A 24,467-nucleotide genomic window follows, 5' to 3' on the forward strand; every position below is an offset into this window, starting at 1 on the left:
CCGTCGCCTGCCGGTTTGCAAGCCCGCTTCATGTCCGTGCGCGCGGGTGCACTCGATCCCCCGGTGCTGTCGCACGAGAGCGTCAGATCATGTCGCCCAGGAGATTTACCGATGGCGTCACGTCGTAGCCGGTCCGATTCATCGGGCCTCTTCAATCCCGCATCCGGCGGGATCGTGGTTCTCTGCGGGCTTGCGGCGTGGGCATCGCTTGCATTCGCAGGACCGGCCCGTGCGCCCTGGGTTGCCGTTCCATGGGGCCTGATCGCGATCGCGGCTGTTCTGGGCATCCGCATGTGCCGCACCTGGGAGCGGGCGGTCGTCCTGCGTCTGGGCAGGATCAGGGGCGTCTATGGACCCGGCCTGTTCCTGATCGTGCCTTTCGTGGATCAGATCGCCAGCATCGTGGATGGCCGGATCCGCACGATCCCGGTCCATACGGAACGGACCCTGACCCGCGATACGACCCCGATCGACGTCGATGCCGTGGTGTTCTGGATCGTGCATGACCCGATGCATGCCGTGACCCAGCTCGACGATTATGCCGACGCCGTCGAGCTGGTCGCGCTGACCACGCTGCGCGAAGTGGTCGGCAGCATGAACCTGGCCAGCCTGCTGGAGGACCGGCGGCGCATTGATGACGAACTGCGCGCGCTGATTGCCGAAAAGATCGCTGCCTGGGGCATCACGGTCCAGTCGGTCGAGATCCGCGACGTGACCCTGCCGGCCAATCTGCAGGACGCAATGAGCCGTCAGGCGCAGGCCGAGCGCGAACGGGCGGCACGAGTGACGCTGGCAGCCGCCGAGCGGGCCGTGGCCCTCGAACTCGCCGAGGCCGCCAAGACCTACGATGCCTCGCCGACCGCGCTGCAGTTGCTGCAGATCAACCGGATCTACGAGATGAACAAGGACCGCGGCACGACGATCCTGCTGCCGACAAGCATGGCTGACAGCATGGCCAATCTTGCGGCGACGTCGGTGGCCATGCAGGCGGCAGCGGACAAGAGCGGGGCCTGAGCGCGATCGCCGGCCGCAAGCGGCATGTGGCCGGTCTGTCAGACCGGCCCGTGCAACAGAACCAGCCGCGACCGCCCGTAATCGACCACCATGTCGAAATGGCTCAGGATATTGGCCCCGATCGCGCCATGGATCTCGCGATCCATCCACTCTCCCATGCCGGACGTGCCGAAATTCCTGTCCGGCCGTTCGGTGAACCAGACCGGACCGACCGTATAGGGTCCGAACGTCACCTTTGGCACCTCGATCAGCCGTGTATGAAACAGACCATCGCCATCCGGCACGATCCGCCAGTCGGGATGGCGGCGGTGCCATTCATTCATGATGCTGGTCGTGATGTAGGATGTCGTGCCTTCGCCATGGACCTGAGGTGTATGCGCCACGCCCTCGCCCGCCAGTGTCGGCATGGCCGTCGCACCCGTGTCCAGCAGCATGGCGATCTGCTGCGCGTCGACCGTCATGCTGACGCTCGGATAGGGCGCATTGCGTTTCCCCGCCGCGTCTCGCGGAAATCCAAGAGGGATGAATGGCACCTCGGGCGGCATCCACTGCGGCGGCTCGACCGACAGGCGGTGTGCGGGATAATCGAAATGCCAGGCCTCGAACGTGCTCAGATACCCAGCGCCGAGCAGGCCGTCTCCGGCGAGACCGAGTTTGTCCGAAAGCACCATCGCCGGGGCATGACACGCTCCTGCATGCATGCTGACCGGGAGACCGGATGTCACATCGAACATCGACGCAGGCACGACCGATACGGCAGGCGCGCCATCGGCACAGGAGCGAGGCACCAGTCCTGCGCGGCGCACCGCGTCCGCCGTGAGCAGGAACATGCCATTGCCACCCCCGCCGCCCGTATCGACCATCAGGCGCAGCGGCACACCACGGGATGTCTTGGGAACAGCGATGAAATGCCCGGCCTCGTAGTCGGTCGGAACGAGGGTTTCGTCCGATGTCGCAGCCGCTGCCGGCAAGAGGAACAGGCATGTCCCGGTCAACAAGATGGCGATACGGCGCACTGTTCTTCTCCGGAGCAAGACTGCATTCACACCAGCCCCACACAAATCGGAAAGACAACGTTCTGTCACGTGCCCCTTCAGGGAGATGACGCCTGCCGATCGACATCACGGGACATCCGGCGGGAACCCGCGCCCTGCGATTCTTGTTAGCCGGGGCATGCTCCAGTAGGGACGACTAGATGGCCGCCTCCGAACCTGCCCTGCCGCTCACCTTGATCTGCCTTCAGCCAGCCGGCCGGCGCGGTCCGGACTGGGGCACGCTCGCCGCCCACATCTCCCCGAATCCGATGCTGCATCTGGCGGAAACCGTGGAGGCCGCGCGGGCAGCGGCCGCCAATGGTGATGCGTTCGCGTTGGCGGCTGCCGGCGCGGATGCGGCGGCCGCCATGATCCTGACGGATAAACTGATCGAGGCCGGTATCGCACCGCGTGCCCTTCTGCTTCTGGCGCCTGTCATGGCCCAGGGTGCCGCGCGGCCCGACATGGTCGGACTGCCGACGCTCGTCGTCGCCGTTCACGGCGAGACACCGAGCAGCCCCGAGACGCTGCGCGCGCGGCTCATGCCTCACCTGCCATACGGGCGGCTGCTGGCCCATGACGGGCCTGACGACACCCTGATCCTGCGTCATGGAAAGGCCATCGGCGCAGCATTTTCGGAGATCCTGATGACCGATACCGGACCGATCGAGACCGGGCCTGCAATCGACCCGGCCTTCGCGGCCCTGCTTGCCTCCGACCACGTCTCGCAGCGCACGCGTGAAGTGATGGAACAGCGCGCGAAGCCCGATTTCCAGGCATATGCCCCAAAGGCGCTGACGCCGGAAGCGCTTGCGATCCTGCGTGCGGCCACACTGCGCGTTCTGCCGCAGGAGGGCGTGTTCGACACCGATCCGATCGACCTTGCCGCCCGTATCGACACCCGTCTGGCCACGACCGGCGACGGCTGGCGCTTTGCCGAATTGCCGCCTGATGCGCAGGCCTACGAGCAGGCGCTGCACACGCTCGACCGGGCCGCGATGGCCCGCAACGGCGGCCCCTTCGTGGTCGTCGATGCGGCAGCACAGGACGATCTCCTGACCCGTGCCTCGGACGGCACCCTTGAAGCCGAAGGGCTGTCGGCAGCGCAGATGCAGCTCTGGTTCACTGACCTGCGGGCGGACTGCGTGCAGACTTTCATCACGCATCCCGCGACGATGGGCCGCCTCGGTATCGACAGCATCGCCAATGGTGGAGATCCCGTGCATCAGGGCTTTGCCGAAATCGGGCTTGGCCAGCGTGCGGACTGGGAACCGACCGGACGCGCCTCTCTCGGCGGAGACGTCGCATGAGCGCGGCGGGATTTGACAACCGCGAGGCCGTCGATGTCGTCGTCATCGGGACCGGCGCCGGCGGTGCGCCGCTAATTGCCGAACTGGCACAGGCCGGACGCAGCGTCGTAGCTCTCGAAGCCGGCCCGTCTTTCGAGCCGAAGCGCTTCACGCCGGACGAGCCGACAGCGAGCGAAATCTACTGGCTGCATGAGCGTCTTTCAGGCGGCGAGACCCCGCAGGCCTTCGGCGGCAACAACAGCGGCACGGGTGTCGGCGGATCGCTGCTGCATTATGGCGCGTTCATGCCGCGCATGGACCCACGCGACTTCACGCTGCACAGCGAAACCGGCAAGGGCGTGGACTGGCCGTTCGGGGCCGACGAGCTCATGCCGTGGATCGCGCGTGTGGAAGCGGAGATCGGCGTCTCGGGCCCGACACCCTACCCCTGGGGCGTTCCGCGCACCTATGCCTATGCGCCGCCAACCCGCAACGCGCCTGCGCAGATCATGGCACGCGGGTGTGAAACCCTTGGGATCACCTGCAAGGACGCGCCGGCTGCCGTTATCACGGCCGAGCGGGACCAGCCGGAATTCGGCGTGCGTCATGCGTGCGTCAACTGCGGCGCGTGCCATCAGGGCTGCCGGAACGACGCGAAATCCGGTGTACACAACACGTATCTTCCGGTCGCACGCGCGCATGGCGCGGACATCCGCCCGGGCTGCATGGCGACGGGGATCGTGCTCGACGGGCGCGGCCGTGTCGAAGCCGTGATCTATGTGGAAGGCGGCGTCGAGAAGCGTCAGGCCTGCCGCGCGCTCGTTCTGGCGGCCGGTGCCGTCGAGACCGCGCGTCTGCTGTTGCACACGGGGCTTGCTAATTCGTCCGATCAGGTCGGCCGCAATTACATGACGCATGTCTCGACGCAGGTATGGGGCACGTTCGACGAGGAAACGCGCCCCAATCACGGCTATCCGTCGGCGCTCATCACGGAAGACATGATGCGGCCTGCGGACGCGGATTTCGTCGGCGGCTATCTGATGCAGTCTCTCGGCATGATGCCGGCCACATGGGGCAGTCTCGTCGCCCGTGCGCGGGGCCTCTGGGGCCCGGGGCTGACGCGTTATCTGCGGCATTACAATCACGTGGCGGGCCTGGGCATCAACGGTGAGTGCCTGCCGCGTCCGGAAAACCGCGTGACGCTGTCGGCGGAGCGGGATGCAATGGGTCTTCCCAAGCCGCGTATCGACCACAGCTATGGTCCCAACGAAATCGCAATGCACAACCATGCGACCCGTGTCATGACGCGGATCTGGGAAGCGGCGGGCGCGCGCGATATCTGGGCGGCGGATCGCGCGGCACACATGATCGGTACGTGCCGCATGGGCACCGACGCCTCGACGTCCGTCGTCGATCCGCATGGTCGCAGTCACGATATCGACAATCTCTGGATCTGCGATCATTCGATCTTCCCGTCGGCGGCCGCGGCCAATCCGGCCCTGACCATCATGGCGCTCAGCCTGCGCACGGCGCAGGCGATACAGCAGTCATAGGCGAAGGGCACGCGGGCTTCGGAAAGCTCTCCGGACAGGCACTGGCGATGACTGGAACGCAGAATGCACCGCGTTCTCAACGCCTGCCCGGGGCGAGGTCTCCCAAATCCGCGCAGGTCAGGTTGCGCCACGATTTTCGCGCCCTCTGCCGCATTTCAGCGTGAAAAAAATCGACGGCGCCTCTGCCATGGGCGCCATGTGCGGTCGCCACCACGATTCATCTGGTGGTGCTCATTTTCCCGTCACAGACAGGAATTTACGCAGTTCTCTGCCTGTCTGATATTCGAATGACAGGCGTCTATGGCCGACATTCTTGTCCGACCGAAATTCGATGCTTTTCGGCTTTCTCTTACAAGATTCGCAGGCTCATATCCGACATCCTGAAGGCCACGCGCATTCGTCGAAGCGCTAAACTTGCTCCAGACAGACGAACGCGCAAGGGCCGCCCCACCTCTGTGGCCTATGGCGCATGGAAACTATCCTGCGACTTCTTCCTGTCATGCCACTTTTCCCGCATCGGAAGGTTGCCATCGCGCGTGGACCCGTCTCAGGCGCCTTACGGCAGACCATATCCCTGGCATGTGGATGCGCCATATCGGCGCGTCATCGCGATCTTCGCGGAGAATATCCGGAAGCGTGCGTTCAGGAAATTTTTCGCTCATGCAGCGGCAACCCTTTAAACGGCGGTCCTGCATGACGATGGTTCGTAGCGGCATATCGCATGCCCAGTGTGAGGACACTGCAACCCTGAGCATTGCACAGGAGCGCAATCATGGGCCTCTTTTCCAAAGACATCGAGTCGATGAACGATCTGTTCGTTCATCAACTGCAAGACGTCCTCTATGCGGAAAGGCGTATTATCAAGGCCTTGCCGAACATGATCGACAAGGCGTCATCGCCGGAGCTCAAGAACGGGCTGCAACACCATCTCGATGAGTCGGGACACCATGTCGAACGTCTGGAAAAGGTGTTCCAGATGTATAACGCGCAGGTCGAAACGGTAAAATGTCCTGCGATCGACGGGATCATCGACGAAGCAGATGAAGTATCGGGAGAGGTCGCGGACAACAGCGTCCTGGATGCCGCCATCATTTCCTCGGCACAGGCCGTCGAACACTATGAAATCGCGCGATACGGAACGCTGGTGGCATGGGCGACCCAGCTCGGGCGTCCGGATTGCGCAAGCCTGTTGCGCGAGACCCTCGAGGAGGAGAAGGCAGCCGATCAACGGCTGACCCAGATGGCCGAACAGAGCATCAATCCGCTCGCGGCATGACGTTTCAAGGTCCGCCTCGCCAGCCGAGGCGGACCATCCTCCGATCGATCATGCAGGTGACGCAATCCGACCGGGGATTGTCAGGTTGCAATGCTGGAAGTTCCGGATGCATCCGAAACATGCATGTGCGGATCGAGGGAAAAGCCTGAGACGGCGGAAGCCGGTTCGGCTTCTGTCACAACGAGAGCCGTCCCGGATATGGCTGGCACCATCAGCTCGCCGGTCACGCCTGTCCGCGTCGCAATAAACGCCGCACGGCGAGACAGCCCGGCGCGGTCACGCAGAAACATGCCATGCGTCAACGCCGGGCGTTCATCCCGATCAATTTCGGACATCCAGTGGTTGCCTGTGACACTCGCCCGGAGCCGTATCTGAGCGCGCCTGCCTGTCGATCGTCACTTTCCCGGCGCGCCGCCCGACTGCCTACGGCGTCCAGCCAGAGCGCGATCATGGCTCCGGAAACCGCCCGCGCTTCGAAGGCAAGGCCGGAATGCTCTGTCTTGCCTCCCTGATTGCATTGTTCGCCGTATGCCGCTCGGGAACTTGCAAGACGGCATGTCGCTCTTCCTACCATCTGATGGAGGAAAGATATGCTTGCGTCGTTTTTGATGGGCCTCGTCGGCGGCCAGCGCGCGATGACACCGCTGGCTGCGGTTTCAATCGCGGCCGCACGCGGCAAACTGCCGGAAGACGATACGCCCGGATTCATGGCCCATCCGTTGGTCGCAGTCGGTGCAACGCTTCTGGCGATCGCCGAACTGGCTGGCGACAAGCAGAAGACGGCACCCGATCGGATCGTCCCCATCGGCCTTGCGGCCCGCTTCGTCACGTCGGCGATCGCAGGCGCGGTGCTGGCGCCGCGTCGGCAACGCTGGCTTGGTGCCGGCGTCGGCGGAGTGACGGCCGTGGTGGCGTCCTATCCCGGTTGGCGCGCCCGCATGGCCTTCATCCCGAAATACGGTCAGACACCGAGCGGGCTGGTCGAGGACATGCTCGTAATCCTGAGCGCCGCCGGCGTCATCACAATGGTCGAGAGATCGGGCGAATAACATACCTGCAAAAAAGCACGCCCCGGTCAGGCGGCATCATCGGGTCGGACGATGCCTCGGGCGCCATCACCGAAGACGGTGCGCGCCGCACAATACCAGCACGTCCCCGGCATCCGGCGCGCGCTCGTCAGCAATCGCCGCGAGGTTGGCAATCATGCGGCGGACCGTGACCGCATAGGTTTCAGCCGCCGTGCCGCCGATATGCGGCGTCGTCACGATCCTGTCTGCGTGGCACAAGGGATTATCCTGAGGGACCGGTTCCTCGGCAAAGACATCGAAGGCCGCTCCGCCGAGATGGCCGGATGATACCGCCTCGGCCACTGCAGCCTCGTCCACGAGGCCACCGCGCGCGGTGTTGACCAGCAGGGCGCCGGGCTTCATGCGGGCGAGTGCCGCGCCGTCGATCATCCAGCTCGTGTCCGGCGTCAACGCGCAATGCAGCGAAATGATGTCGGACGTCGCGATCAGTGTCTCGCGATCCACGAACCGCGCGTTCAAGGCCGTCTCGACATCGGACGGAACCGGCGTCCGCTTGGTGTAGAGGATCGTGCAGCCGAACCCGGACAGCATCCGTGCGACCGACTGCCCGATCGCACCGAAACCGATCAGTCCCACCGTCTTGCCTGACAACAGTCCGCATCGCGGTGCAAGCTGTGGTTTCAGCCAGTGTCCCTCCTGCAGGCCCATGTGGCCTGCGACCAGATTGCGCCCGAGTGCAAGCATCAGGCCGACGGTCGTCTCCGCAACCGGAACGGCGTTGCTGCCCGTCGTACGCAGGACGTGCACGCCGCAGCGCCGGGCGGCTTCAAGATCGATCGCATCATACCCCACGCCCCATTTGTGCACCGCGCGGAGCCCGGCCTGTGCGCCGTGCTCGAACAGCGCGGCCGTCACGGGCGCATCGCCCGTGATCGCGAACGGCGCGGATGCGATTGCGTCCCTCTGATCGTCCGGCGACCGACTTTTCGCGGCACTGGCCGTCCAGCCGTCGGGCAGTTGCGCGCGAAAACGCGCCAGCGACGCCTCGGGCAGGGGATCCAGAATGACGATAGAGTATTCGGTCACTATTTCTGTCCTTCCACGGGCACCTGACCGGGCCAGAACCGCACACCGGGCCGCGCAGGGCCGCCACCGATACCGATTGCCGCGCCGTCCGCGCGCCAGCAGGCGGCCCCGGTCAACGACCCATCGGCCCCGAATCCGATTGCGTTCATGCCGCCGCCGATATGCGGCACGACGCGCGGCACATTGCCGGAAGCGGCCAATCCATCCGCCAGCGTCGCCAGCCCCCGCTCCAGTTCGACCGGACCGCCGTCGGTCCACAGGCGCGGCGCCTCGATCGCTTCCTGCAGATCCATGCCGTGATCGATCAGGTTGACGATCGCCTGCAGGGCGGACGGAAAAATGCGCGTGCCACCCGGCAGGCCGAGCGCCCAAGCCATGCGCCCGTCCTGTCGCACCATCATGGGCGCCATCGAGGTCGGCACGCGCTTGCCGGGCTGAATCGACAGGGCACGGCCGGGATTGGGATCGAAATTGCACATGTAGTTGTTGGGGATGATTCCCGTCCCCGGCACGGCGAAACGCGCGCCGAACAGTCCATTGATCGTGTGCGTCGCACAGACGACCATGCCGTCCGCGTCGGCCACCGTGACATGGGTCGTATCCGCGCTCTCGTAAGGCATGGGGCGATCGGGCGGTCTTGCCATGCAGGCGCGGGCATGATCGAGCGAGACCAGCCGCTCGACCGGCACGTCCACGAACGCCGGGTCGCCACTGTAGCGGCGCCGGTCGGCAAAGGCCGCGCGCATGACCTCGACCAGACGGACCGCCTGTTCGGGGCTGCCGAACGGTGCGGGGTCCATGAAGCTGAGCATGTTGAGCATCTGCACGATATGCACGCCCGATGACGCAGGCGGCGGCGGACCCACGATCTCGTATCCGCGATAAGTGCCGATCACGGGCGCACGCTCTATCACGCGGTAGCGTTGCAGATCGTCCAGCATCAGCCTGCCCGGCGCGTCGCTTTTTGCCAGCACGTCGATCAGCGCCGTCCCAAGCGCACCACCATACAGGGCGTGCGCTCCTTCGGACGCAATCAGGCGCAGGCTGTCGGCCGCTTCGGCCTGCACGACGCGTGCACCGGCCGCAATGGGCGTGCCATCCGGCAGGAACAGGCGCGCCAGGACCGGATCCCGCGCCAGATCGGCCTGCGCGTCCAGCACTGCGCCCGAAAGATAGGGGGTCGCGGCAAATCCGCGCTCGGCCAGGGCGATCGCAGGTGCGACCACATCTTCAAACGGCAGTCGCCCGAAGCGGGCATGCACCGCGCACCATCCCGCCAGATTTCCCGGGACCGCGACGGAGGACGGACCGAGCCGGTTCAGGGCACCGCGCACGTCCATCGAGTCCGGCCCTTCGGGCTCGTAAAGATCGGGGCGCATGGCAGCCCCCGCGCAGGACAGCGCGTCGAAGACGACATGCGTGCCGTTGGGTGCGCGCACATGGGTCAGGCCGCCGCCCGCGATGCCCACCATCATCGGTTCCACCACGCACAGCGCGAACAATGTCGCCACTGCCGCGTCGGCCGCGTTGCCGCCGGATGCCAGGATGTCCGCGCCGGCGGCCGCTGCACGCGGTTGATTGGCGACGAGCATGCCGCGACGGGCCGTGACCGGGGATTTCTCGCATGGGATTCGCATCGCGCGAGCATAGCCACGAACACAGACGCCACGCGACAGGAAGCATGTCCCGTGGCAGGAAGGTCGGCATGAAGACTCTGCTGCATACCGCACGTGCGCTGGCCGACGGATCCCTGCGCGCCCGCGACCTGATCGAGGACAGTCTCGCCCGGATCGCCGATCCGCAGGGCGAAGGCGCGCGCACGTTCATGAGCGTCGATACCGGTCGTGCCCGTGCGCAGGCGGACCGGGTGGATGCATGCCGAAATTCCGGCCGCGCCGAACTCTCGCTTGCAGGCATTCCGGTCTCGGTGAAGGACCTGTTCGACCAGGCAGGCCATGTCACGAAGGCCGGATCACGCGTGCTGGAGGATGCGCCGGCCGCGACTGCCGATGCGCCGGCCATTGCACGCCTGACGGATGCGGGCGCGATCGCGCTCGGGCGCACCGTGATGACGGAATTCGCGTTTTCGGGCGTCGGCATCAATCCGCATTACGGCACGCCCGCCAATCCGTACGCGCGTGCCGAACGGCGCATTCCGGGTGGGTCCTCTTCAGGTGCTGCCGTATCGGTTTCGGACGGCATGGCGCTGCTCGGGGTCGGCAGCGATACCGGGGGATCGTGCCGGATACCAGCGGCCCTGTGCGGTGTGGTCGGGGTCAAGCCGACGCAGGCGCTCATCCCGCGCACGAGCACGGTACCGCTTTCGACGACGCTGGACACGGTCGGGGCCTTTGCCGCAAGCGTCGCCTGCGCCCGCCTCGGAACTAGGGCCATGGCCGGACAGGACATCGACCTTGCCGATCCGCCGGTAGCCGATCTCCATCGTCTGCGGCTCGGCGTGCTGACGGATTATGTGCTGGGCGGCATGGATGCGGACGTGTCCGCGGCGTGGGAGCGGACGCTGTCCCGCCTGTCGGCCCGTGGCGCCGATCTGCGCCCCTGCCCCTTTCCGGAACTGAACACTCTGCCGCAGCTCAATGCACGCGGTGGTTTTCCGGCACCTGAATCACTCACGTGGCACCGCGCATTGGTAGAGCGGATGCCGGAACGATACGATCCGTTCGTGCTGAAGCGCATCCTGCGCGGAGGGGAGCAGTCGGCCGTCGATTATATCGACCTGCTGGCTGGCCGTGCCCGGCTGATGGCGACCGCCGTTGCCCGCATGGCAGGGTTCGACGCCCTGCTGATGCCGACGGTTCCGATCGTGGCGCCCACGATTGCCGCGCTGGAAGCCGACGAAGATCGCTATGTCGCCACGAACCTTCTGCTGCTGCGCAATCCGACGGTCGTGAACATCCTCGATCTGTGCGCGATCTCCCTGCCCTGCCACCTGGCGGGCACGGCGCCGGTCGGCCTCAGCGTGATCGGCGCGAAGGGCGGAGACGAAGACCTGTTCGCCGTTGCGGGCGCCATCGAGACGGCTCTTCGCTGAGACATTTTTCGATATCATGTCTTTTTATGACAGGTCTTGTGCCCTGCCTTGGCGCGCCCACGTGCAAAAGTGGCAATCAACCAAGGGAGAATTGCCATGTCGCATAAAGGTCATGCCCACAAGCACACCCCGGCCCGACATAAGCCCCCGACGTACGGCGCCGCACATTATGTGACTCTTTCCGGACGGCATGCCGGTCCCAGACCGTCCGAAGTCGTTGAAACGCAGGAGGTTCGTCCCAGACGACCTAAATCGAAATAGCTGAATTCCGCGCGTCTCGCCCTGCGGCGGGACGCGCTCCCCTCAGGACATGTCAGATCGTGGCTTCCCGGGGGTGAACAGAGCGGCCGTTACGCCGCACCACCATGACCGCGATGCTGCCCCCCGTCAGGGCAAGGGCCGCAAACAGCAGATAGCTCGTCCAGAGCGTCGTTGAAAAATAGACGTATGGCACCAGCACTGACGAGACCGAGATGAACTGACCGACCATGCCGGCGACAGCGCCGCGGTTCCGGTCCTCGCCCGCCACGACGGGCAACAGCGACATCCCCGCACCACTCAGCCCGCTATAGGCGAACGTCCACAGGAACAGTCCGAGCGATGCCGTCACGATGGTGCTCGTCGGCTGCAGCAGGACGATCTGGGCCGCGATGCCGACGATCGCCATAGCGATGAACATGATGCGCGACCGGCGCGGCGTGCCGGCGCACAGACTGACGATGAACCCGCCGATCAGCATGACGATAATCTTGATGAGTGCGACATCCGCGGATGACGCAGCGAGGCTTACATGATGCACGCGGGCAAGGTAGCCGGGCGCGATCAGGCTCGTGCCGTAGGCGATGCCGTTCGGCAGCGCCACGGCGATGCCGAGTGCGGCCACCAGAAGTGCCGAGGGCCGACCGTGCAGGCCGGGCCGGAGCTGCGACTGCGCGACCGGCGCGAGTTCGCGCAGCATCGCCATGCCGACAGCCAGCACGACGAACATCAGCGCGATATGCGTGAGGAACGCCTCGCCCCAGTTTCCGCCATGCAGGAACGGTATCGCCAGCAGCAATCCCCCCGAATAGCCGGCCGGTGAAAACGTGGACCAGAATGCCAGTGCCTTCGCGCGGCGTTCCTCGGGCAGATATGTCATGAACAGGACCGGCGGGCTCGACGTCGCGAACGCGAATCCCGCGCCGCACAACATCAGCCCGAGCCGGAACGGCCAGACACCCGGCATGCCCACGGCAACCGCATCGCCCGCAATCGTAATGGCGATCGACAGGACAAAGGCGCGCCGGACGCCGATCCGGTCCACTACCATGCCGAACAGGAACGAGGCCATGGCCGCCGGCACGGCGAAGAACGATAGTCCGGAGCCGATCGCGCCGGGCGAGACATGTTCCGAGGCCGCGATCGGCCCGATCAGCGGCACGACGATACCGAGGATCGACATCGACGCGGCGGCATAAAGATAGATCACGAGAATCAGACCGACCTGAAACCAGATCGTGTCGGCAGCGCGCGTCATGTGGTCAGTTCCTCATTCATTCGTATCGACGCGGGACGCGGCCCGGTGCCGCGATCGCAGGGTCGGTCAGCGGTTCCAGGGAATGCCGGGTGTTGCGGCTTCGACCGGCCCCGGGCGGCTGATGGCGCGGCACGTGTTTTCCGGATGGTGCCCCGCAAGAACGGCCCGGACGAACGGCACCGAGTCTGCGAGCGAGGCATTCACGGTGCCGTTATGCGTGAGCCCGGGATAGCGCTTCCAGACAACATTCGTTCCGGCATCGCACATGGCGGCCACCGCATTATACTGCCCGTTCACGCCCGCTTCGCCGTCTGCCAGCCCCGTCCCGGCGAAGACGGGCATGCCGATATGTCCGTCCGGGATGAGAAAGGCGGTCGTGCGCGTCTCTTCGTACGATTTCAGTCCGGGACCGAACAGTGTTTTCGCATCGACATGGTTGCGGTCGGCGTAGTCGAACAGGTCGTGCAGACAGGCCGTGCGGGCGACCTGTGACATGGCAATGCCGTTCGCCGTCAGCGCGACGCGGTCATCCGTTTCAGGATGCAGACTCTGGTCCGTCCCCTCGACGCGCAACATCGCAAACGCCGCATCCATCTGCCCGGGATCGGTATAGACATTGGGGAGCGGCACATGGGCCGGATGGGCCGGGATCGCGAATTCCGCCACAAGCCCGGTTGCGACGACCGCACGGACATGAAGCTCCGGCGCATAATGCGGCGCGACCCAGGCCGCGCCGAGAGCCGCCCCTGATCCCTGCGACTGGCCGACCAGCACGATCCGGTTGCGCAGCAGGGGCCCGAAGGCAGCAAGCGACGCCCGCACCGCATCGAGCGCACTATAGGCTTCCGGACGATACAGCAGATACGGATGCGGACCCGGCGTGCCGAGGCCCTGGTAGTCGGTCGCGACGACCGCAAACCCCTCCTTCAGCCAGCGCCCGAGATAGGCGCGGTCGCGCGAGGCATAGCCACGCCAGGACGGCGCGCAGACATCGGCGATCCCGGTGGTCCCATGTTCCCACGCCACCACTGGCCAACCGCCTTTCGGCGTCGGACCGTCGGGTATGAGCACCTGCCCCGAGACCGCGACCGGCGTGCCGGTGCCGACGCCGCTGGTCGAGCTGTAGAGAATGCGAATGCCGCGCGCCGTGTTCGGCGGCAGTTTCGCAAGCGCCATATCCTCCTGCCGGATCAGCACGCCGGGTTTCGGCATAACGATGCCGGCCCGGTAGAAATCACTGACACCGCCATCCCCATACAGCTGCGCGACACGGGGTGATGCCTGCCGTGCATGGACCGGCGGCACGTGAGACGCAGGCGAGGATGCACAGGCGGACACCCCCAGAAGAGCCAGCACCGACAGGAATCGTGACACCGACATGCGCTCAGCTCGCTCTCTGTGATGAACCGGAAGTTTCTTGATGATCGCCCGTTCGCGCGCCTTCGGCATCGTGCGTTCGCGCGCCTTCGGCGCGACGCCAAACCAGCGTCCGCGCCACGGCGCCGAACGGGAAAAAGTGCAGACCCGACAACAATGTGGACGGATCGGCTGCGGCGTGAGCGGCAAGCGGGTCGATCAGGATGGCCGGATCGCTCGGCAGGAACCATCGGTGCAGACGCCGCTTCTGCGCCTGCATGAATCGCAGCGAGGGGCCGATGCCGCACACCAGACCATAGCGCACCAAAATGCGCGGCGAGACGAGCCCATGCAGCCCGACGCGCACCGGCAGATGCACGCCCGCTGCACGCAGCGACCGCTCCCACGCAATGATCGGCGCGGCCTCGAATGCGAACTGCGTGACGATTTCCATCGTCAGCCCCTGCGCCCTGGCCACGGCCTGCTTGTGCAGAAGCGAGGCATGCGGCGGCCCGGCAGGCGCCTCGGGATGTCCTTCGGGATGACCGGCCACGAACACGTGCCGGATGCCCGTCTCCGACAGGATCTCCGTTCGCAGGACGTCATGCGTGTCGGCGAAGTCACCCGCCGGATGCGGCAGTCCGCCTGCGACAAGCAGGACATGCGAAACGCCGGCCTCCGAGACGAGCGCCCTGCACAGATCGCGCAGTTGCGCCGCATCGCGCAGACCACGGGCCGCAAGATGCGGGACTGGCACGAAGCCGCGACGCGCAAGATGCACGCTGGCAGCGATCGTCTCCGCAGGGTTCGCGTCCCTCAAGGCAGTCACGAACACGGCCGCACCCGGCTCCAGCCCGGCCAGTGCGTCCTTCGGCGACAGGATCGTCCCCGGCGTCGTCTCGAGCGAGCTGGCTCCGATCCAGCGGGCACGCAGGTCGGCGGCCTGAGGTGACAGAATCATGATCCGCTCCGGGCCTGCGCACAGTCGAGCAGGTTCTGCAGCAGCATCGCGCGCGTCATCGGGCCGAAGCTCGCCCCGGGCGGCGTGATCCAGCCCGCGACGTCCGCTGCGTCAGGGGCGACGTCTCCCGCCAGCACACCGTTCGGCCAGGACATGCCGATATCCAGCACCGCGCTGCCCGGCTTGAGGTCCGACGCCATGATGAGACCCGCGCTGCCGGCCGCCGCGATCACGATGTCGGCCCGACGCAGCGCGCCGCCGAGATCCCGTGTGCCACGATGCAGCAGCGTCACCTCCGCATTGGCCACAAATCCGGAAAACAGAAGCGACGCCGGTCTTCCGACCAGACGACCACGCCCGACGATCGCCATGCGCGCACCGGCCGTCGCAATCTCCGCACGGGCCAGCAGCCACGCGATCGCGCGCACGGTGCAGGGCACGATGGCAGGTGCACGGCTGGTCAGTGCCAGCGTGTTACGGGGCGTCAGGCCGTCCACGTCCTTTTCGGGCGTGATGGCCGCGATGACGGCCTCCGCGTGGAGGTGCGCCGGCAACGGCAGTTGCACCATGACGCCATCGACGGCCGTATCGGTGCAGGCGGCGCGCACCGCGGCAAGCAGCGTGTCCTGTGTCGTCCCCGGTGGCAGCGACACAATGCGCATCGCAATGCCCGCGCGAGCACAATCCGCTTCCTTGCGCGCGACATATGTCCGTGTCGCGGCGTCCGCCCCCACCATGACAAGCACCAGAGCAGGCGCCCGACCACGCGCCCCGACATCCCGTGCCTTGATGGCGGCATCGTCCATCAGGGCGCGGGCTTCATGGTCGATGTCGAACAGGCGTGCGGTCATGGGATTTTCGGAGCTCGGGATCGATCAGAGACGGCGCAGGGCTTTCGCGACGCGGGTCTTGAAGGCCTCCCGTGAAGCTGGGGTCGTGTTGTTCATGTTGTAAAGTGCCAGATAGTCCACGCCGACACGTCTGTTCATTACGGCCCGCAGGAACCGCGTGCCGTTCTTGCGGGGCGGATCCCCCAGAATGAAGGCCCGGTGGCGCGGCGAGCCATAGGTCGTCACGGTCATGACCTTGCGGATGTTCGTGAAACCCGGCGACAATTTGCCGTCCACCAGCCTGAATGACACGTCCGGCAGGAACACGCGGTCGAGATAGCCCTTCAGGATCGCGGGCCATCCAAAATTCCACACCGGATGACACAGCACGAGCGCGTCAGCGGATTGAAGGCGGCGCACATATCCTGCCACGCGGCGCTGGTTGATGGCCGTGTCGTGATACTCGATCCGATCCTGCGCGCTCAGGACCGGATCGAATCCTTCACGGTAGAGATCGAGGTCGTCCACCTCATGCCCGGCTGCCTGCAATGTCGAGACGCACAGTGTGTGCAGCGCCGCATTGAAGCTGTCCTCCAGCGGATGAGCGTAGATGACATGGACCTTCATGACCGGCGCATTCCCCTTGATCCGGACCGCGTCCTGGCTCAATTTGTTCGGAAATCGAACTCTTGTTCGTTTAATGATTTTAGTCATAAGGGCCATCATGGCGCAAGGATTTGTGCCTCTGCCGGAACAATCCGACGAGGAAGCCGAGACGCCGATCGACGAGACCGAGATCTCGCTCACGTTCGCCAAGGGGCTGGCCGTCCTGCGGGCTTTCGAAGGCGTGCGCGACGATCTCAGCATGGCCGATCTGGCCCGCCGGCTCGGTTTCACCCGCGCCGCGACCCGCAGGCTCGTGCGCACGCTCGAGATGCTCGGCTATGTCGCAGCCGATCGTCAGCGCTACCGGCTTACGGCGCGCGCATTGCGGCTGAGCGCCGGTTTCCTCCAGAGCCGTTCGGTCGGCCACCTGATCGCGCCCGTGCTGCAGGCGGAATCGGCACTGACGGACGAGCCCATTTCGCTGGCCTGTCTCGACGGGGAGGAAGCGGTCTATGCGGTGCATGTGCCGATCGACACACGGGCGGGAACCGCGGGCTATACGGTCGGGAGCAGCCTGCCGCTGGTCTCGACCGCCATCGGCCATGCAATCCTTGCGCACATTCCCGTCGATCAGCGCAACAGGATGACGGCCATATCGGCCCTTGGCGACGCAGCACGCACGCAACTCGAAACCGATCTCGCGACCGTCCGGGAACTCGGCTTTGCACAACGGCCGATTGCAGGATCGGACGGGCTGGTCGCACTGGCCGTGCCGGCCTTCACCACGGCGGAGGTGATCGCAGGCGCGCTCAGCATCGTCCTGACGCCGGATCGGGTCGATCCCGAGCGGATCACCAGGGTGCTCCTGCCCGTCCTGCAACGCTGCGCGCGCTACATCGCAACCGCGCTGTAAACGGAACATTCAGACCATGACAATGGTTTTCGACGCGACTCCGCTTGCCGAACGGATGCTGACGGACATTGCCGCGCAGATGAAAGCTGCAGGCCTGCAGCCGGGCCTTGCGGTCCTGCAGGCGGCCGACAATGCCGGAGCCGCTGCCTACACGCGCCGCATCGTGGCCATGGCAGCGCTTGGCGGCGTCCGGTGCGTGCTGGAGGACGTGCCTGTCGGTGCCGATGCGCAAGCGTTTCAGGCGCAGCTTGCGCGGCTCGCGGCACGGGACGACGTCGACGGCGTGCTGGTCCAGTTTCCGACGCCCCGGGGCGTCGATCGCCGCATGATTACAGACCATCTGCCGCCGGAGCGGGATGTGGACTGCCTTCACCCGGTGCATCTCGGGTGCATCATGGCCGGGGACCCAGTGTATCAGCCTTGCACCGCGATGGCGGCTGTGTCGGTCGCGGCCTGCCTTGCGGGCGATCTGCGCGGCCTGCACTGCGTGATCGTGGGGGCGTCTGCCGTGGTCGGACGACCGCTTTCAATGCGCCTGCTGGATCGGGGCGCTACGGTCAGCGTGACCCATCTCGATACGCGGGACATTGCATCGGTCTGCCGAACGGCCGACGTGCTGTTCGCCGCTGCCGGTTCCGCAAATCTGGTGCGCCGCGACTGGATCCGGGCCGGGGCTGTCATCATCGATATCGGCGTCAATCGCGATCCGGATACCGGCGCTCTGGTCGGCGACGTCCGCCTTGATGAAGCCGTCGGCCATGCACGTGCCATCACAGCCGTTCCGAACGGCGTGGGACCGCTGACGACGGCCTTCCTGATCGCTAACACGGCCCATGCCGCGTGTCTCCGGAACGGCTGCCGCTTCACCTATCCTGATATCGGCGCGATCCATCGCGCCCTGTCCGGCACGGTTTCCCTATAGCGGCTGCCTTCCACCACGGCAAACGCTTGCCATCCGGAACGATCCGCCCCAAACATGACCGCACCAGCCGCGCGGGATCATGCATGGATCGCTCCCTCTCCGTTACCGACATGTCGCCCACGCTGGGCGAAAATCTGGCTTATGGCTGCGGCGATCTGTCGTCGAACCTGCTCTGGGGCGCATCCGGCGCGTTCCTGATGTATTTCTATACCGACGTCGCGCGGCTTCCCGCGCTCCAGGTTGCGACCCTGCTGCTGGTCGTGCGTATTTTCGACGCGCTGATCGACCCCTTGATCGGCTATGCCATCGACCGATCGCAAGGGCGACTGGTACGGCCGCTCATCAAGTACCTCGCGATCCCGTTCGGCGTCGTCGGGTTTCTGGCCTTCCTGCCGCTGCAGGGCAGCGACGCCCTCAAACTGGCGTGGGCCTATCTGACCTACATTGCGTTCGGCACCGTCTATGCAGGGGTCAACACACCCTATGGCGTGCTCGGCAACATGATTGCACGCAACCGCACGGACCGCGTGGCACAGGCCGCCTTTCGCATGGTCGGCTGCCTGTGCGGGCAGCTGGCCATCGCGGGCCTGACCCTGCCTCTGGTGCACTGGTTCGGCCACGGAACCGATCTTTCGGCCCAGCGGGCCGGCTTTCCGCGCGCGATGGCGCTTCTGGGCGTGGCAGGCGCCGCCCTGTGGTGGATCACGTATCGCTTCTGCCACGTCCGTCACGCGCCGGAACACAGCACGCATTCGCTGCGTGATCTGCTGCGCGCCCTGATGCGGAACCGCCCCTGGGTCGTCTGCAATGTCGCGACCGTTTTTCTGTTCGTGAATATCTGCGCCTATGGCGGGTTCGCACTGTATTACGCCCATGTCGTCCTGCATCGCAGCACGGGATTCGGCAGCGTCCTTCTGACCATCACGACAGTGACCGGCATGGCAGGCTCGCTCCTGACCATCGCCCTCGCCCGGCGCTATGACCGGCGCGCGGTCCTGATCGGGTCGTTGATCGCGGAAATCGCGGGCCTGATCGTCATCGCATGTACCACGGGACAACTGGCCATCTTCCTGCCGGCCTTCGTTGTGATCGGCACGGCCGGCGGCATGCGATCGTCGCTGTTCTACTCGCTGATTTCCGATTCAATCGACTACGGCACGGCCCTGACCGGCGTGCGCTGCGCCGGCTTCGCCTATGCGTTCAACAGCCTCATCAGCAAGGTCGCCTTCGCGATTGCAGGAGCCCTGCTGGCGGAATGTCTGGCCGCCGGAGGCTACGATCCGGCCCGGACCTTCCAGCCGGCTTCGGTCGGCACCTGGATTTCAGCGGGCTTCGTGATCCTGCCTGCCATTTCCTCGGCCCTGTCGATCCCCCTCGTGCTGCTCTGCCCGTCCGATGCACGGCTGCACGGCGTCATCGCCGGTCATCGCGCCTCATTCAGGGCCGCGCCGAAGACGTCATAGAACCGGGCGACATCGACACCGGTCACGATCCGAACCGGAGGCCGTGTCCCGGGTGTCAGCGACGGGGCGCGCGCATGAGCACGGCCGTAGAACATGCCGCGCGCCGTCTCGACGTCCATTGTCGCCTGGACGGATGATGTCACGATCTCCGGGTGGATGGCGATCGCCATCGTCAACTCATCCCACATGGGACCACCGGTCACGGCATACCGATGAAAATAGGCTGATTGCCCGCTTCGCCCCTGTGCCGCGCGGCTGACAAGCTCCGGCGTCAACAGGACGGACAACGTAATGTCGCCGACATTGGTGATCCGGCTCCAGGGCGCCGACAGCACGATATGCGCGGCCTCCGGATCGAAAATCATGTTGAAGTCGGTATAGAAGTCGATCGCGTGACGCAGCTCCACGGCAATCTGCGCCTGATCGATATCGATCAGGCCGCCCATGAACACGAGCTGTTTCGCAAGCCCCGGAAAGGATGGATCGAGCGTAGTCGCCAGCGCCAGATCCGTCAGAGGCCCGCCCGCCACGATCGTGACCTGATGGGGATAGCGATGCACCGCCTCGATCATGGCGCGTGCAGCGGATTCGGGACGCATCCGGATCGACGGCGCGCCCTCGACCAGCGTCGGCACAAGACGCGGGTCGTCCGGATGCGCGAAACGCTTCGGCGATGACGGCTGCCAGGCCCCTTTCCACAGAAGGGTGCCGTATTGTGCCTCCCACGCCGTCATCTCGGATCGCGTTCGCAAAAGCGGGTGATCCGCGCCCGGATAAACCGCAACCGCGCCATGCCCGCTCAGTTCCAGAAAGCGCAGGAGATGGGCCGCGCCCTCGTCGCGCCATGCATCTCCCGTGACCGCACCGATCCCGACGATCGTGACGTCCGGATCGCCGAATGCGGGATAGAGCGACTGGATGTTCGTCTCGCCCGGCCCCGAAAAATCGTTGTCCAGAAAGACCAATTCCCGCGCATGCGCGGGCATCGCCCACGCCATGCCGAACAGGGCAACACAAACCAGAAATTTTCGCATCAGAAATTATACTTCAGGGAGCCGCCGATGATTCGGGGGTCGTTGATATATCCGGTGTAGTTGTCGAAATCGAGCGCGCCGATCCCCACGACCTTGTTGGTGATGTTGCGGACGAAGACGGAGGCCTGATAATGCCGCTTCGTGTCGTCGAACGTCAGGCTGGCGCCCCCCAGAAGAAGGGCCTTGCCCTGAAACTCAACCGACTTGTAAAGCGTGAAATAATCCGTGCTGCGCCATGACCAGTCTGTCGCGAGGATGAGCCGCTGGGTCTGGTTCAGCGGGATGCGATAGCTGGCGTTCAGGTTCGCAACGAAGCGCGGAGCATAAGGCAGCGGATTGCCGTTGATCTCGGCAAGGCCTGTCTTGGAATCGACCGGATTGCGCAATGTGCAGCCAATGCCGCAATAGCTGGTTTCCAGACCCGGCGACTGGATCTCCGTGAAATTGTAGCTCATGTTACCGGCGATCATCAGATTTTCGATCGGGTACGTTTCGATATTGAACTCGAAGCCACGGCCGATCGCATGCCGCGCATTCAGCAACTGGATCTGGTTGGACGTGCCGCCGGCGGCGGTCAGCTGCAAATTCTTGGTGTTCCACATGAACGCATCGCCTGAAAGCTGGACGCGCCCATGGGCAAGATTCGCCTTGTAGCCGAGCTCGAAGGACGTGTTTCGCTCGGCGGCGGCTTCCGAAATGTAGTTCTGGCTCGTCAGGCGGCCCTGGAAGCTGGGCGCCAGGAAGCCGGTTGCGGCCCGGAAATAGGCGCTCATGTTGGGCGTGATGTGATAATTGACGCTACCGTCCCAGCTGACGTTGTTCGATTCCGTGCTGTTGCCGAGCGAAAGTGGGCCATCCCCGCCGAAAATCCGGGTCGCTCCGAACCTCTTGAAATCGTATGTGTAGCGAATGCCGCCTGTCACGCTCAGGCTTTTGAGAATATTGTAGGTCAGCGAGTCGAAGACGCCGACCGAATTCTCGTTCTGGCGCTGATTGGCAAGCTCGGTGGTCTTCATCGTCGTCGTGGAATAATCCGCGTCATAGTCGTCCAGAAATTCGTTGAAGTAATAGATTCCGCCCTGATTGAAGAATTTCCCGGTGTTGATGGTGTAGGCCCGGAGCTCTTCCGTCACCTGGCTGATTTTCGGCGCGGCCGTGCCTGTCTCCACGCTGAACGGCACGGTGCCGGGACTGCCGCCATCGATCGATCCGATCGATCCCAGCGATCCCTCGTCCCATGAACTGATGAACTGCAGACCGACATGGTCGAAATTCTTGGTGGCCTTGATATGACCGCCTGCGGTGGTGAGGTTCTGCGCGTTATCGCCATTCTGGGACACGTCGTTGATATCGTATCCGGACCGGATGTCCGGGCTGCCGTGCTGATACAAATTGGCGCGGAAAAGGGTCGCGGTCCCTTCGAGATGACGCGCATTGATTTCGAACAGGATATTCGCGCTATCGTCGAAGGTGTAAAGCCCCTGCAGGCGACCGGCTATATCTTCATAACCCTCGAGACCCTTGCGCCAGCGAAACCCGTCATAGGTGTTCTGGACCCAGTTGTCGCGGCGCTGGTTGATCACCGAGAGCCTGATCGCGAACCGGTGCGGTATGAGCGAAAGATTGACGGCCGCCTGGGTTACGGCCGAATCGAACGTGCCGTAACTCTGGCTGAGATATCCCGTATTCTTGTCGGCCGGCGCGTTCGAATGGATCGTGATCACCCCGGCCGGGGTATTGCGGCCGAACAGGGTGCCCTGCGGGCCGGACAGAACCTCCGTATCGGCAAGATCGAACAGCGGAAACGAGCGCAGGACGGGATTATCCAGAACCACGTCGTCATAATACATCGCGACTGGCTGGGCGGAGTTCGTGTCATAATTGGGATTGCCGAGGCCGCGTATGTAGATACGGGGGAACGTCCGGCCGAACGAGGATTCGATGTTCAGGCTCGGCGTGCGGGCCGCCAGTGCGCGGATGTCGTCGCCCGCGACAGTCAGGGCCGATATCTCGGACGATTTGATCGCATAGACCGCCATGGGAACGTCCGTTGCTTTTTCGGAGCGACGGCGAGCGGTGACGGTCAGAGCTTCCGCAGTCGGGCGCGACGGCGAGACGGCCCGCGGTACGGGTTTCGATCCGGCCGAGCGGCTCCGGGGCTGGCCAGGGATTTGAGCCTTGCTGGAAACCGGGCCGTGCGCAGGATTATTTTTCATCGGGACGGTCTGGGACCAGGCCGGACAGGCTGCGATGACGGAAACCGTCAGGCAGAGAACCAGAGAACGGGACGCGATATATCCGGACATTAGCGGGGAGACCTGCGCAATAAAGCTTGTTGCAAATTTTACCTTCTGATCTCGCAACGTTGCGTTGTCGGACTGTAAAAAGCAAGGCCATTCTTGATTACGAACGCGTGCCTCCGCCTCGCTCAGGTCGACTCGCGCAGGACAAGTTCCGTTGGCAGCGCGATGTGTTGCGGATCCGCGGAACCACGTCCCATGCAGCGTTCGATCAGGAGGCGTGTGCCCATACGCCCGATTTCTGCCGAGGGTTGCCGAAGCGTCGTCAGGCTCGGCGTCGAGAATTCCCCATAGTCCAGACCATCATATCCGGTAACGGCAACGTCCTGCGGCACGCGCAGGCCCGCTTCCATCACGCCGCGCATGAATCCGAGCGCCAATGTGTCGCTGCACGCAAGAACCGCGGTAGGTCGCCCTGCCAGTCCCGTAAATCGTTGCGCTGCACGACGACCGGCTGCCATATCGAATGGCCCACCCTCGAGCCGGACACACGATCCGGCCAGCCCGCGCGCGGCCAGATGCGCGCGCACGGCGTCGAAGCGAATGACGTCGTGATCGACCCCTTCCGGGCCGCCCAGAAAACCGAAGCGGCGATGGCCACGGATCAGCAGATGATCGACCAGCATCCGAAATCCCTCGGCCTCCTGCGCGATCACGGACGGGAACCCCAGGCGCGTCTGATCGTGGAGGGTCGCGACGACCGGCAGGCCGGAGACGGACAGCAGATCCCCGGGCGCGGGATGATCCTCGACAGGGATCAGCAGAAGCGCACCATCGACCATGCCGTTGCGCACCAAATGCGCGACATCGGCCAGGCGCACCTCGTCATCCGGCAGGCTCTGCATGAACACGCCGTATCCCTGCGCCGTTGCCTCGGCGGATACGCCGCGCAGAACTTCCGTCAGCACCTGCGAGATCGCCTGCCCTGCAAGACCGGAGAGCATGACCATCAGCGTTTCCGCACGGCCGCGACTGAGGCTGCGAGCCGCAAGGTTGGTCGCATATCCCAGTTGGCTCGCTGCGTCCTGGACACGCTGGCGGGTCTCGGCATTGACGCGCCCCGGCCGGGACAGCGCGCGGCTGACGGTCGAGAGATTGAGCCCCGTCAGTCGCGCGATATCGGCCAGGGTCACGCGTCCGCGCGCGATACTTCCCGTCTCTTCAGGTCCCATTCCCACTGCCGGGTTTCCTCCCTCCTGGCGCGCGGTCATGTTCCATGCCCGGCTTGTTGCGT

The 24,467-nt window shown here is 64.8% G+C and carries 20 protein-coding genes; 9 read left to right on the forward strand and 11 right to left on the reverse strand.

Features of this window, described 5'->3' with window-relative positions:
* Window positions 1–111 precede the first annotated feature (111 nt).
* Window positions 112–1,014 carry an SPFH domain-containing protein gene (locus B8446_RS14045; protein WP_084712357.1) on the forward strand — a complete coding sequence of 301 codons (903 nt, stop codon included), beginning with the start codon at window positions 112–114 and terminating at the stop codon, window positions 1,012–1,014.
* Window positions 1,015–1,052: 38 nt separating this feature from the next.
* On the opposite strand, the gene B8446_RS14050 is transcribed toward B8446_RS14045, so the two are convergent.
* Window positions 1,053–2,030 carry a hypothetical protein gene (locus B8446_RS14050; RefSeq protein WP_048850654.1) on the reverse strand — a complete coding sequence of 326 codons (978 nt, stop codon included), beginning with the start codon at window positions 2,028–2,030 and terminating at the stop codon, window positions 1,053–1,055.
* Between the two features lie 179 nt (window positions 2,031–2,209).
* Between B8446_RS14050 and B8446_RS14055 the strand changes: the two genes are divergently transcribed.
* From B8446_RS14055 to B8446_RS14075, 4 genes are all read left to right on the forward strand, one after another.
* Complete coding sequence (locus tag B8446_RS14055; protein WP_048850656.1) at window positions 2,210–3,358, forward strand: gluconate 2-dehydrogenase subunit 3 family protein; 1,149 nt, start codon at window positions 2,210–2,212, stop codon at window positions 3,356–3,358.
* A complete protein-coding gene (locus tag B8446_RS14060; RefSeq protein WP_048850658.1) occupies window positions 3,355–4,890 on the forward strand; it encodes a GMC family oxidoreductase in 1,536 nt (511 codons plus the stop codon). Before B8446_RS14055 ends, B8446_RS14060 begins: the two co-directional genes overlap by 4 nt.
* Window positions 4,891–5,662: 772 nt before the next feature.
* Entirely contained in the window at window positions 5,663–6,166 is a 504-nt protein-coding gene (locus tag B8446_RS14065) for a YciE/YciF ferroxidase family protein (protein WP_048850660.1), read from the forward strand.
* 590 nt (window positions 6,167–6,756) lie between these two features.
* Complete coding sequence (locus B8446_RS14075; RefSeq protein ID WP_048850662.1) at window positions 6,757–7,215, forward strand: DUF4126 family protein; 459 nt, start codon at window positions 6,757–6,759, stop codon at window positions 7,213–7,215.
* A 66-nt stretch (window positions 7,216–7,281) separates the two neighbouring features.
* Here B8446_RS14075 and B8446_RS14080 read toward each other — a convergent pair whose 3' ends face one another.
* Both B8446_RS14080 and ggt read right to left on the reverse strand, forming a co-directional pair.
* A complete protein-coding gene (locus tag B8446_RS14080; RefSeq protein ID WP_241767796.1) occupies window positions 7,282–8,280 on the reverse strand; it encodes a 2-hydroxyacid dehydrogenase in 999 nt (332 codons plus the stop codon).
* The gene (gene ggt, locus B8446_RS14085; RefSeq protein WP_199484126.1) at window positions 8,280–9,872 is read right to left on the reverse strand and encodes a gamma-glutamyltransferase; all 1,593 of its coding nucleotides are present in this window, start codon (window positions 9,870–9,872) and stop codon (window positions 8,280–8,282) included. Before ggt ends, B8446_RS14080 begins: the two co-directional genes overlap by 1 nt.
* Before the next feature lie 113 nt (window positions 9,873–9,985).
* Here ggt and B8446_RS14090 point away from each other — a divergent pair, with 113 nt between their 5' ends.
* A complete protein-coding gene (locus B8446_RS14090; RefSeq protein WP_148506023.1) occupies window positions 9,986–11,332 on the forward strand; it encodes an amidase in 1,347 nt (448 codons plus the stop codon).
* A 313-nt stretch (window positions 11,333–11,645) separates the two neighbouring features.
* On the opposite strand, the gene B8446_RS14095 is transcribed toward B8446_RS14090, so the two are convergent.
* The 5 genes from B8446_RS14095 to B8446_RS14115 form a co-directional block, all read right to left on the reverse strand.
* On the reverse strand, window positions 11,646–12,848 hold the full coding sequence (locus tag B8446_RS14095) for an MFS transporter (protein WP_048850667.1): 1,203 nt from the start codon (window positions 12,846–12,848) through the stop codon (window positions 11,646–11,648).
* 66 nt (window positions 12,849–12,914) lie between these two features.
* Window positions 12,915–14,228, reverse strand: a complete 1,314-nt coding sequence (locus tag B8446_RS14100) for an alpha/beta hydrolase (RefSeq protein WP_048850669.1) — start codon at window positions 14,226–14,228, stop codon at window positions 12,915–12,917.
* Between the two features lie 4 nt (window positions 14,229–14,232).
* Window positions 14,233–15,165 (reverse strand): methylenetetrahydrofolate reductase, encoded by a 933-nt coding sequence (locus tag B8446_RS14105; protein ID WP_199484127.1) that lies wholly within the window; start codon window positions 15,163–15,165, stop codon window positions 14,233–14,235.
* Window positions 15,162–16,016 carry a bifunctional 5,10-methylenetetrahydrofolate dehydrogenase/5,10-methenyltetrahydrofolate cyclohydrolase gene (locus B8446_RS14110; protein WP_048850671.1) on the reverse strand — a complete coding sequence of 285 codons (855 nt, stop codon included), beginning with the start codon at window positions 16,014–16,016 and terminating at the stop codon, window positions 15,162–15,164. The genes B8446_RS14105 and B8446_RS14110 overlap by 4 nt, the downstream gene beginning before the upstream one ends.
* Before the next feature lie 24 nt (window positions 16,017–16,040).
* Window positions 16,041–16,664, reverse strand: a complete 624-nt coding sequence (locus tag B8446_RS14115) for an NAD(P)H-dependent oxidoreductase (RefSeq protein ID WP_241767797.1) — start codon at window positions 16,662–16,664, stop codon at window positions 16,041–16,043.
* 55 nt (window positions 16,665–16,719) lie between these two features.
* On the opposite strand from B8446_RS14115, the gene B8446_RS14120 reads away from it, so the two are divergent.
* The 3 genes from B8446_RS14120 to B8446_RS14130 all read left to right on the forward strand — a co-directional run bounded on the left by B8446_RS14120 (window position 16,720) and on the right by B8446_RS14130 (window position 19,899).
* Window positions 16,720–17,514, forward strand: a complete 795-nt coding sequence (locus tag B8446_RS14120) for an IclR family transcriptional regulator (protein WP_048850672.1) — start codon at window positions 16,720–16,722, stop codon at window positions 17,512–17,514.
* 16 nt (window positions 17,515–17,530) lie between these two features.
* Window positions 17,531–18,436, forward strand: a complete 906-nt coding sequence (locus tag B8446_RS14125; protein ID WP_048850674.1) for a bifunctional 5,10-methylenetetrahydrofolate dehydrogenase/5,10-methenyltetrahydrofolate cyclohydrolase — start codon at window positions 17,531–17,533, stop codon at window positions 18,434–18,436.
* 83 nt (window positions 18,437–18,519) lie between these two features.
* On the forward strand, window positions 18,520–19,899 hold the full coding sequence (locus tag B8446_RS14130) for an MFS transporter (RefSeq protein ID WP_084712358.1): 1,380 nt from the start codon (window positions 18,520–18,522) through the stop codon (window positions 19,897–19,899).
* Here the strand turns inward: B8446_RS14130 and B8446_RS14135 are convergent.
* From B8446_RS14135 to B8446_RS14145, 3 genes are all read right to left on the reverse strand, one after another.
* Complete coding sequence (locus B8446_RS14135; RefSeq protein WP_053053896.1) at window positions 19,860–20,933, reverse strand: nucleoside hydrolase; 1,074 nt, start codon at window positions 20,931–20,933, stop codon at window positions 19,860–19,862. The two genes, B8446_RS14130 and B8446_RS14135, sit on opposite strands and share 40 nt — an antisense overlap.
* Complete coding sequence (locus B8446_RS14140) at window positions 20,933–22,972, reverse strand: TonB-dependent receptor (protein ID WP_048850677.1); 2,040 nt, start codon at window positions 22,970–22,972, stop codon at window positions 20,933–20,935. Before B8446_RS14140 ends, B8446_RS14135 begins: the two co-directional genes overlap by 1 nt.
* 389 nt (window positions 22,973–23,361) lie before the next feature.
* Complete coding sequence (locus tag B8446_RS14145) at window positions 23,362–24,405, reverse strand: LacI family DNA-binding transcriptional regulator (protein WP_048850679.1); 1,044 nt, start codon at window positions 24,403–24,405, stop codon at window positions 23,362–23,364.
* Between the last annotated feature and the right edge of the window lie 62 nt (window positions 24,406–24,467).

Origin of the sequence: Tanticharoenia sakaeratensis NBRC 103193 (assembly GCF_000963885.1) — a bacterium.
Taxonomy (GTDB): domain Bacteria; phylum Pseudomonadota; class Alphaproteobacteria; order Acetobacterales; family Acetobacteraceae; genus Tanticharoenia; species Tanticharoenia sakaeratensis.

Bases quoted from the DNA above. Each gene is read 5' to 3' on its own strand.
- B8446_RS14110 (WP_048850671.1), bottom strand. From the start codon at position 16,016: ATGACCGCACGCCTGTTCGACATCGACCATGAAGCCCGCGCCCTGATG.
- B8446_RS14130 (WP_084712358.1), top strand. From the start codon at position 18,520: ATGGATCGCTCCCTCTCCGTTACCGACATGTCGCCCACGCTGGGCGAA.
- B8446_RS14075 (WP_048850662.1), top strand. From the start codon at position 6,757: ATGCTTGCGTCGTTTTTGATGGGCCTCGTCGGCGGCCAGCGCGCGATG.
- B8446_RS14140 (WP_048850677.1), bottom strand. From the start codon at position 22,972: ATGGCGGTCTATGCGATCAAATCGTCCGAGATATCGGCCCTGACTGTC.
- B8446_RS14135 (WP_053053896.1), bottom strand. From the start codon at position 20,933: ATGCGAAAATTTCTGGTTTGTGTTGCCCTGTTCGGCATGGCGTGGGCG.
- B8446_RS14120 (WP_048850672.1), top strand. From the start codon at position 16,720: ATGGCGCAAGGATTTGTGCCTCTGCCGGAACAATCCGACGAGGAAGCC.
- B8446_RS14060 (WP_048850658.1), top strand. From the start codon at position 3,355: ATGAGCGCGGCGGGATTTGACAACCGCGAGGCCGTCGATGTCGTCGTC.
- B8446_RS14105 (WP_199484127.1), bottom strand. From the start codon at position 15,165: ATGATTCTGTCACCTCAGGCCGCCGACCTGCGTGCCCGCTGGATCGGA.
- B8446_RS14145 (WP_048850679.1), bottom strand. From the start codon at position 24,405: ATGGGACCTGAAGAGACGGGAAGTATCGCGCGCGGACGCGTGACCCTG.
- B8446_RS14100 (WP_048850669.1), bottom strand. From the start codon at position 14,228: ATGTCGGTGTCACGATTCCTGTCGGTGCTGGCTCTTCTGGGGGTGTCC.
- B8446_RS14055 (WP_048850656.1), top strand. From the start codon at position 2,210: ATGGCCGCCTCCGAACCTGCCCTGCCGCTCACCTTGATCTGCCTTCAG.
- B8446_RS14045 (WP_084712357.1), top strand. From the start codon at position 112: ATGGCGTCACGTCGTAGCCGGTCCGATTCATCGGGCCTCTTCAATCCC.
- B8446_RS14090 (WP_148506023.1), top strand. From the start codon at position 9,986: ATGAAGACTCTGCTGCATACCGCACGTGCGCTGGCCGACGGATCCCTG.
- B8446_RS14125 (WP_048850674.1), top strand. From the start codon at position 17,531: ATGACAATGGTTTTCGACGCGACTCCGCTTGCCGAACGGATGCTGACG.
- ggt (WP_199484126.1), bottom strand. From the start codon at position 9,872: ATGCTCGTCGCCAATCAACCGCGTGCAGCGGCCGCCGGCGCGGACATC.
- B8446_RS14065 (WP_048850660.1), top strand. From the start codon at position 5,663: ATGGGCCTCTTTTCCAAAGACATCGAGTCGATGAACGATCTGTTCGTT.
- B8446_RS14095 (WP_048850667.1), bottom strand. From the start codon at position 12,848: ATGACGCGCGCTGCCGACACGATCTGGTTTCAGGTCGGTCTGATTCTC.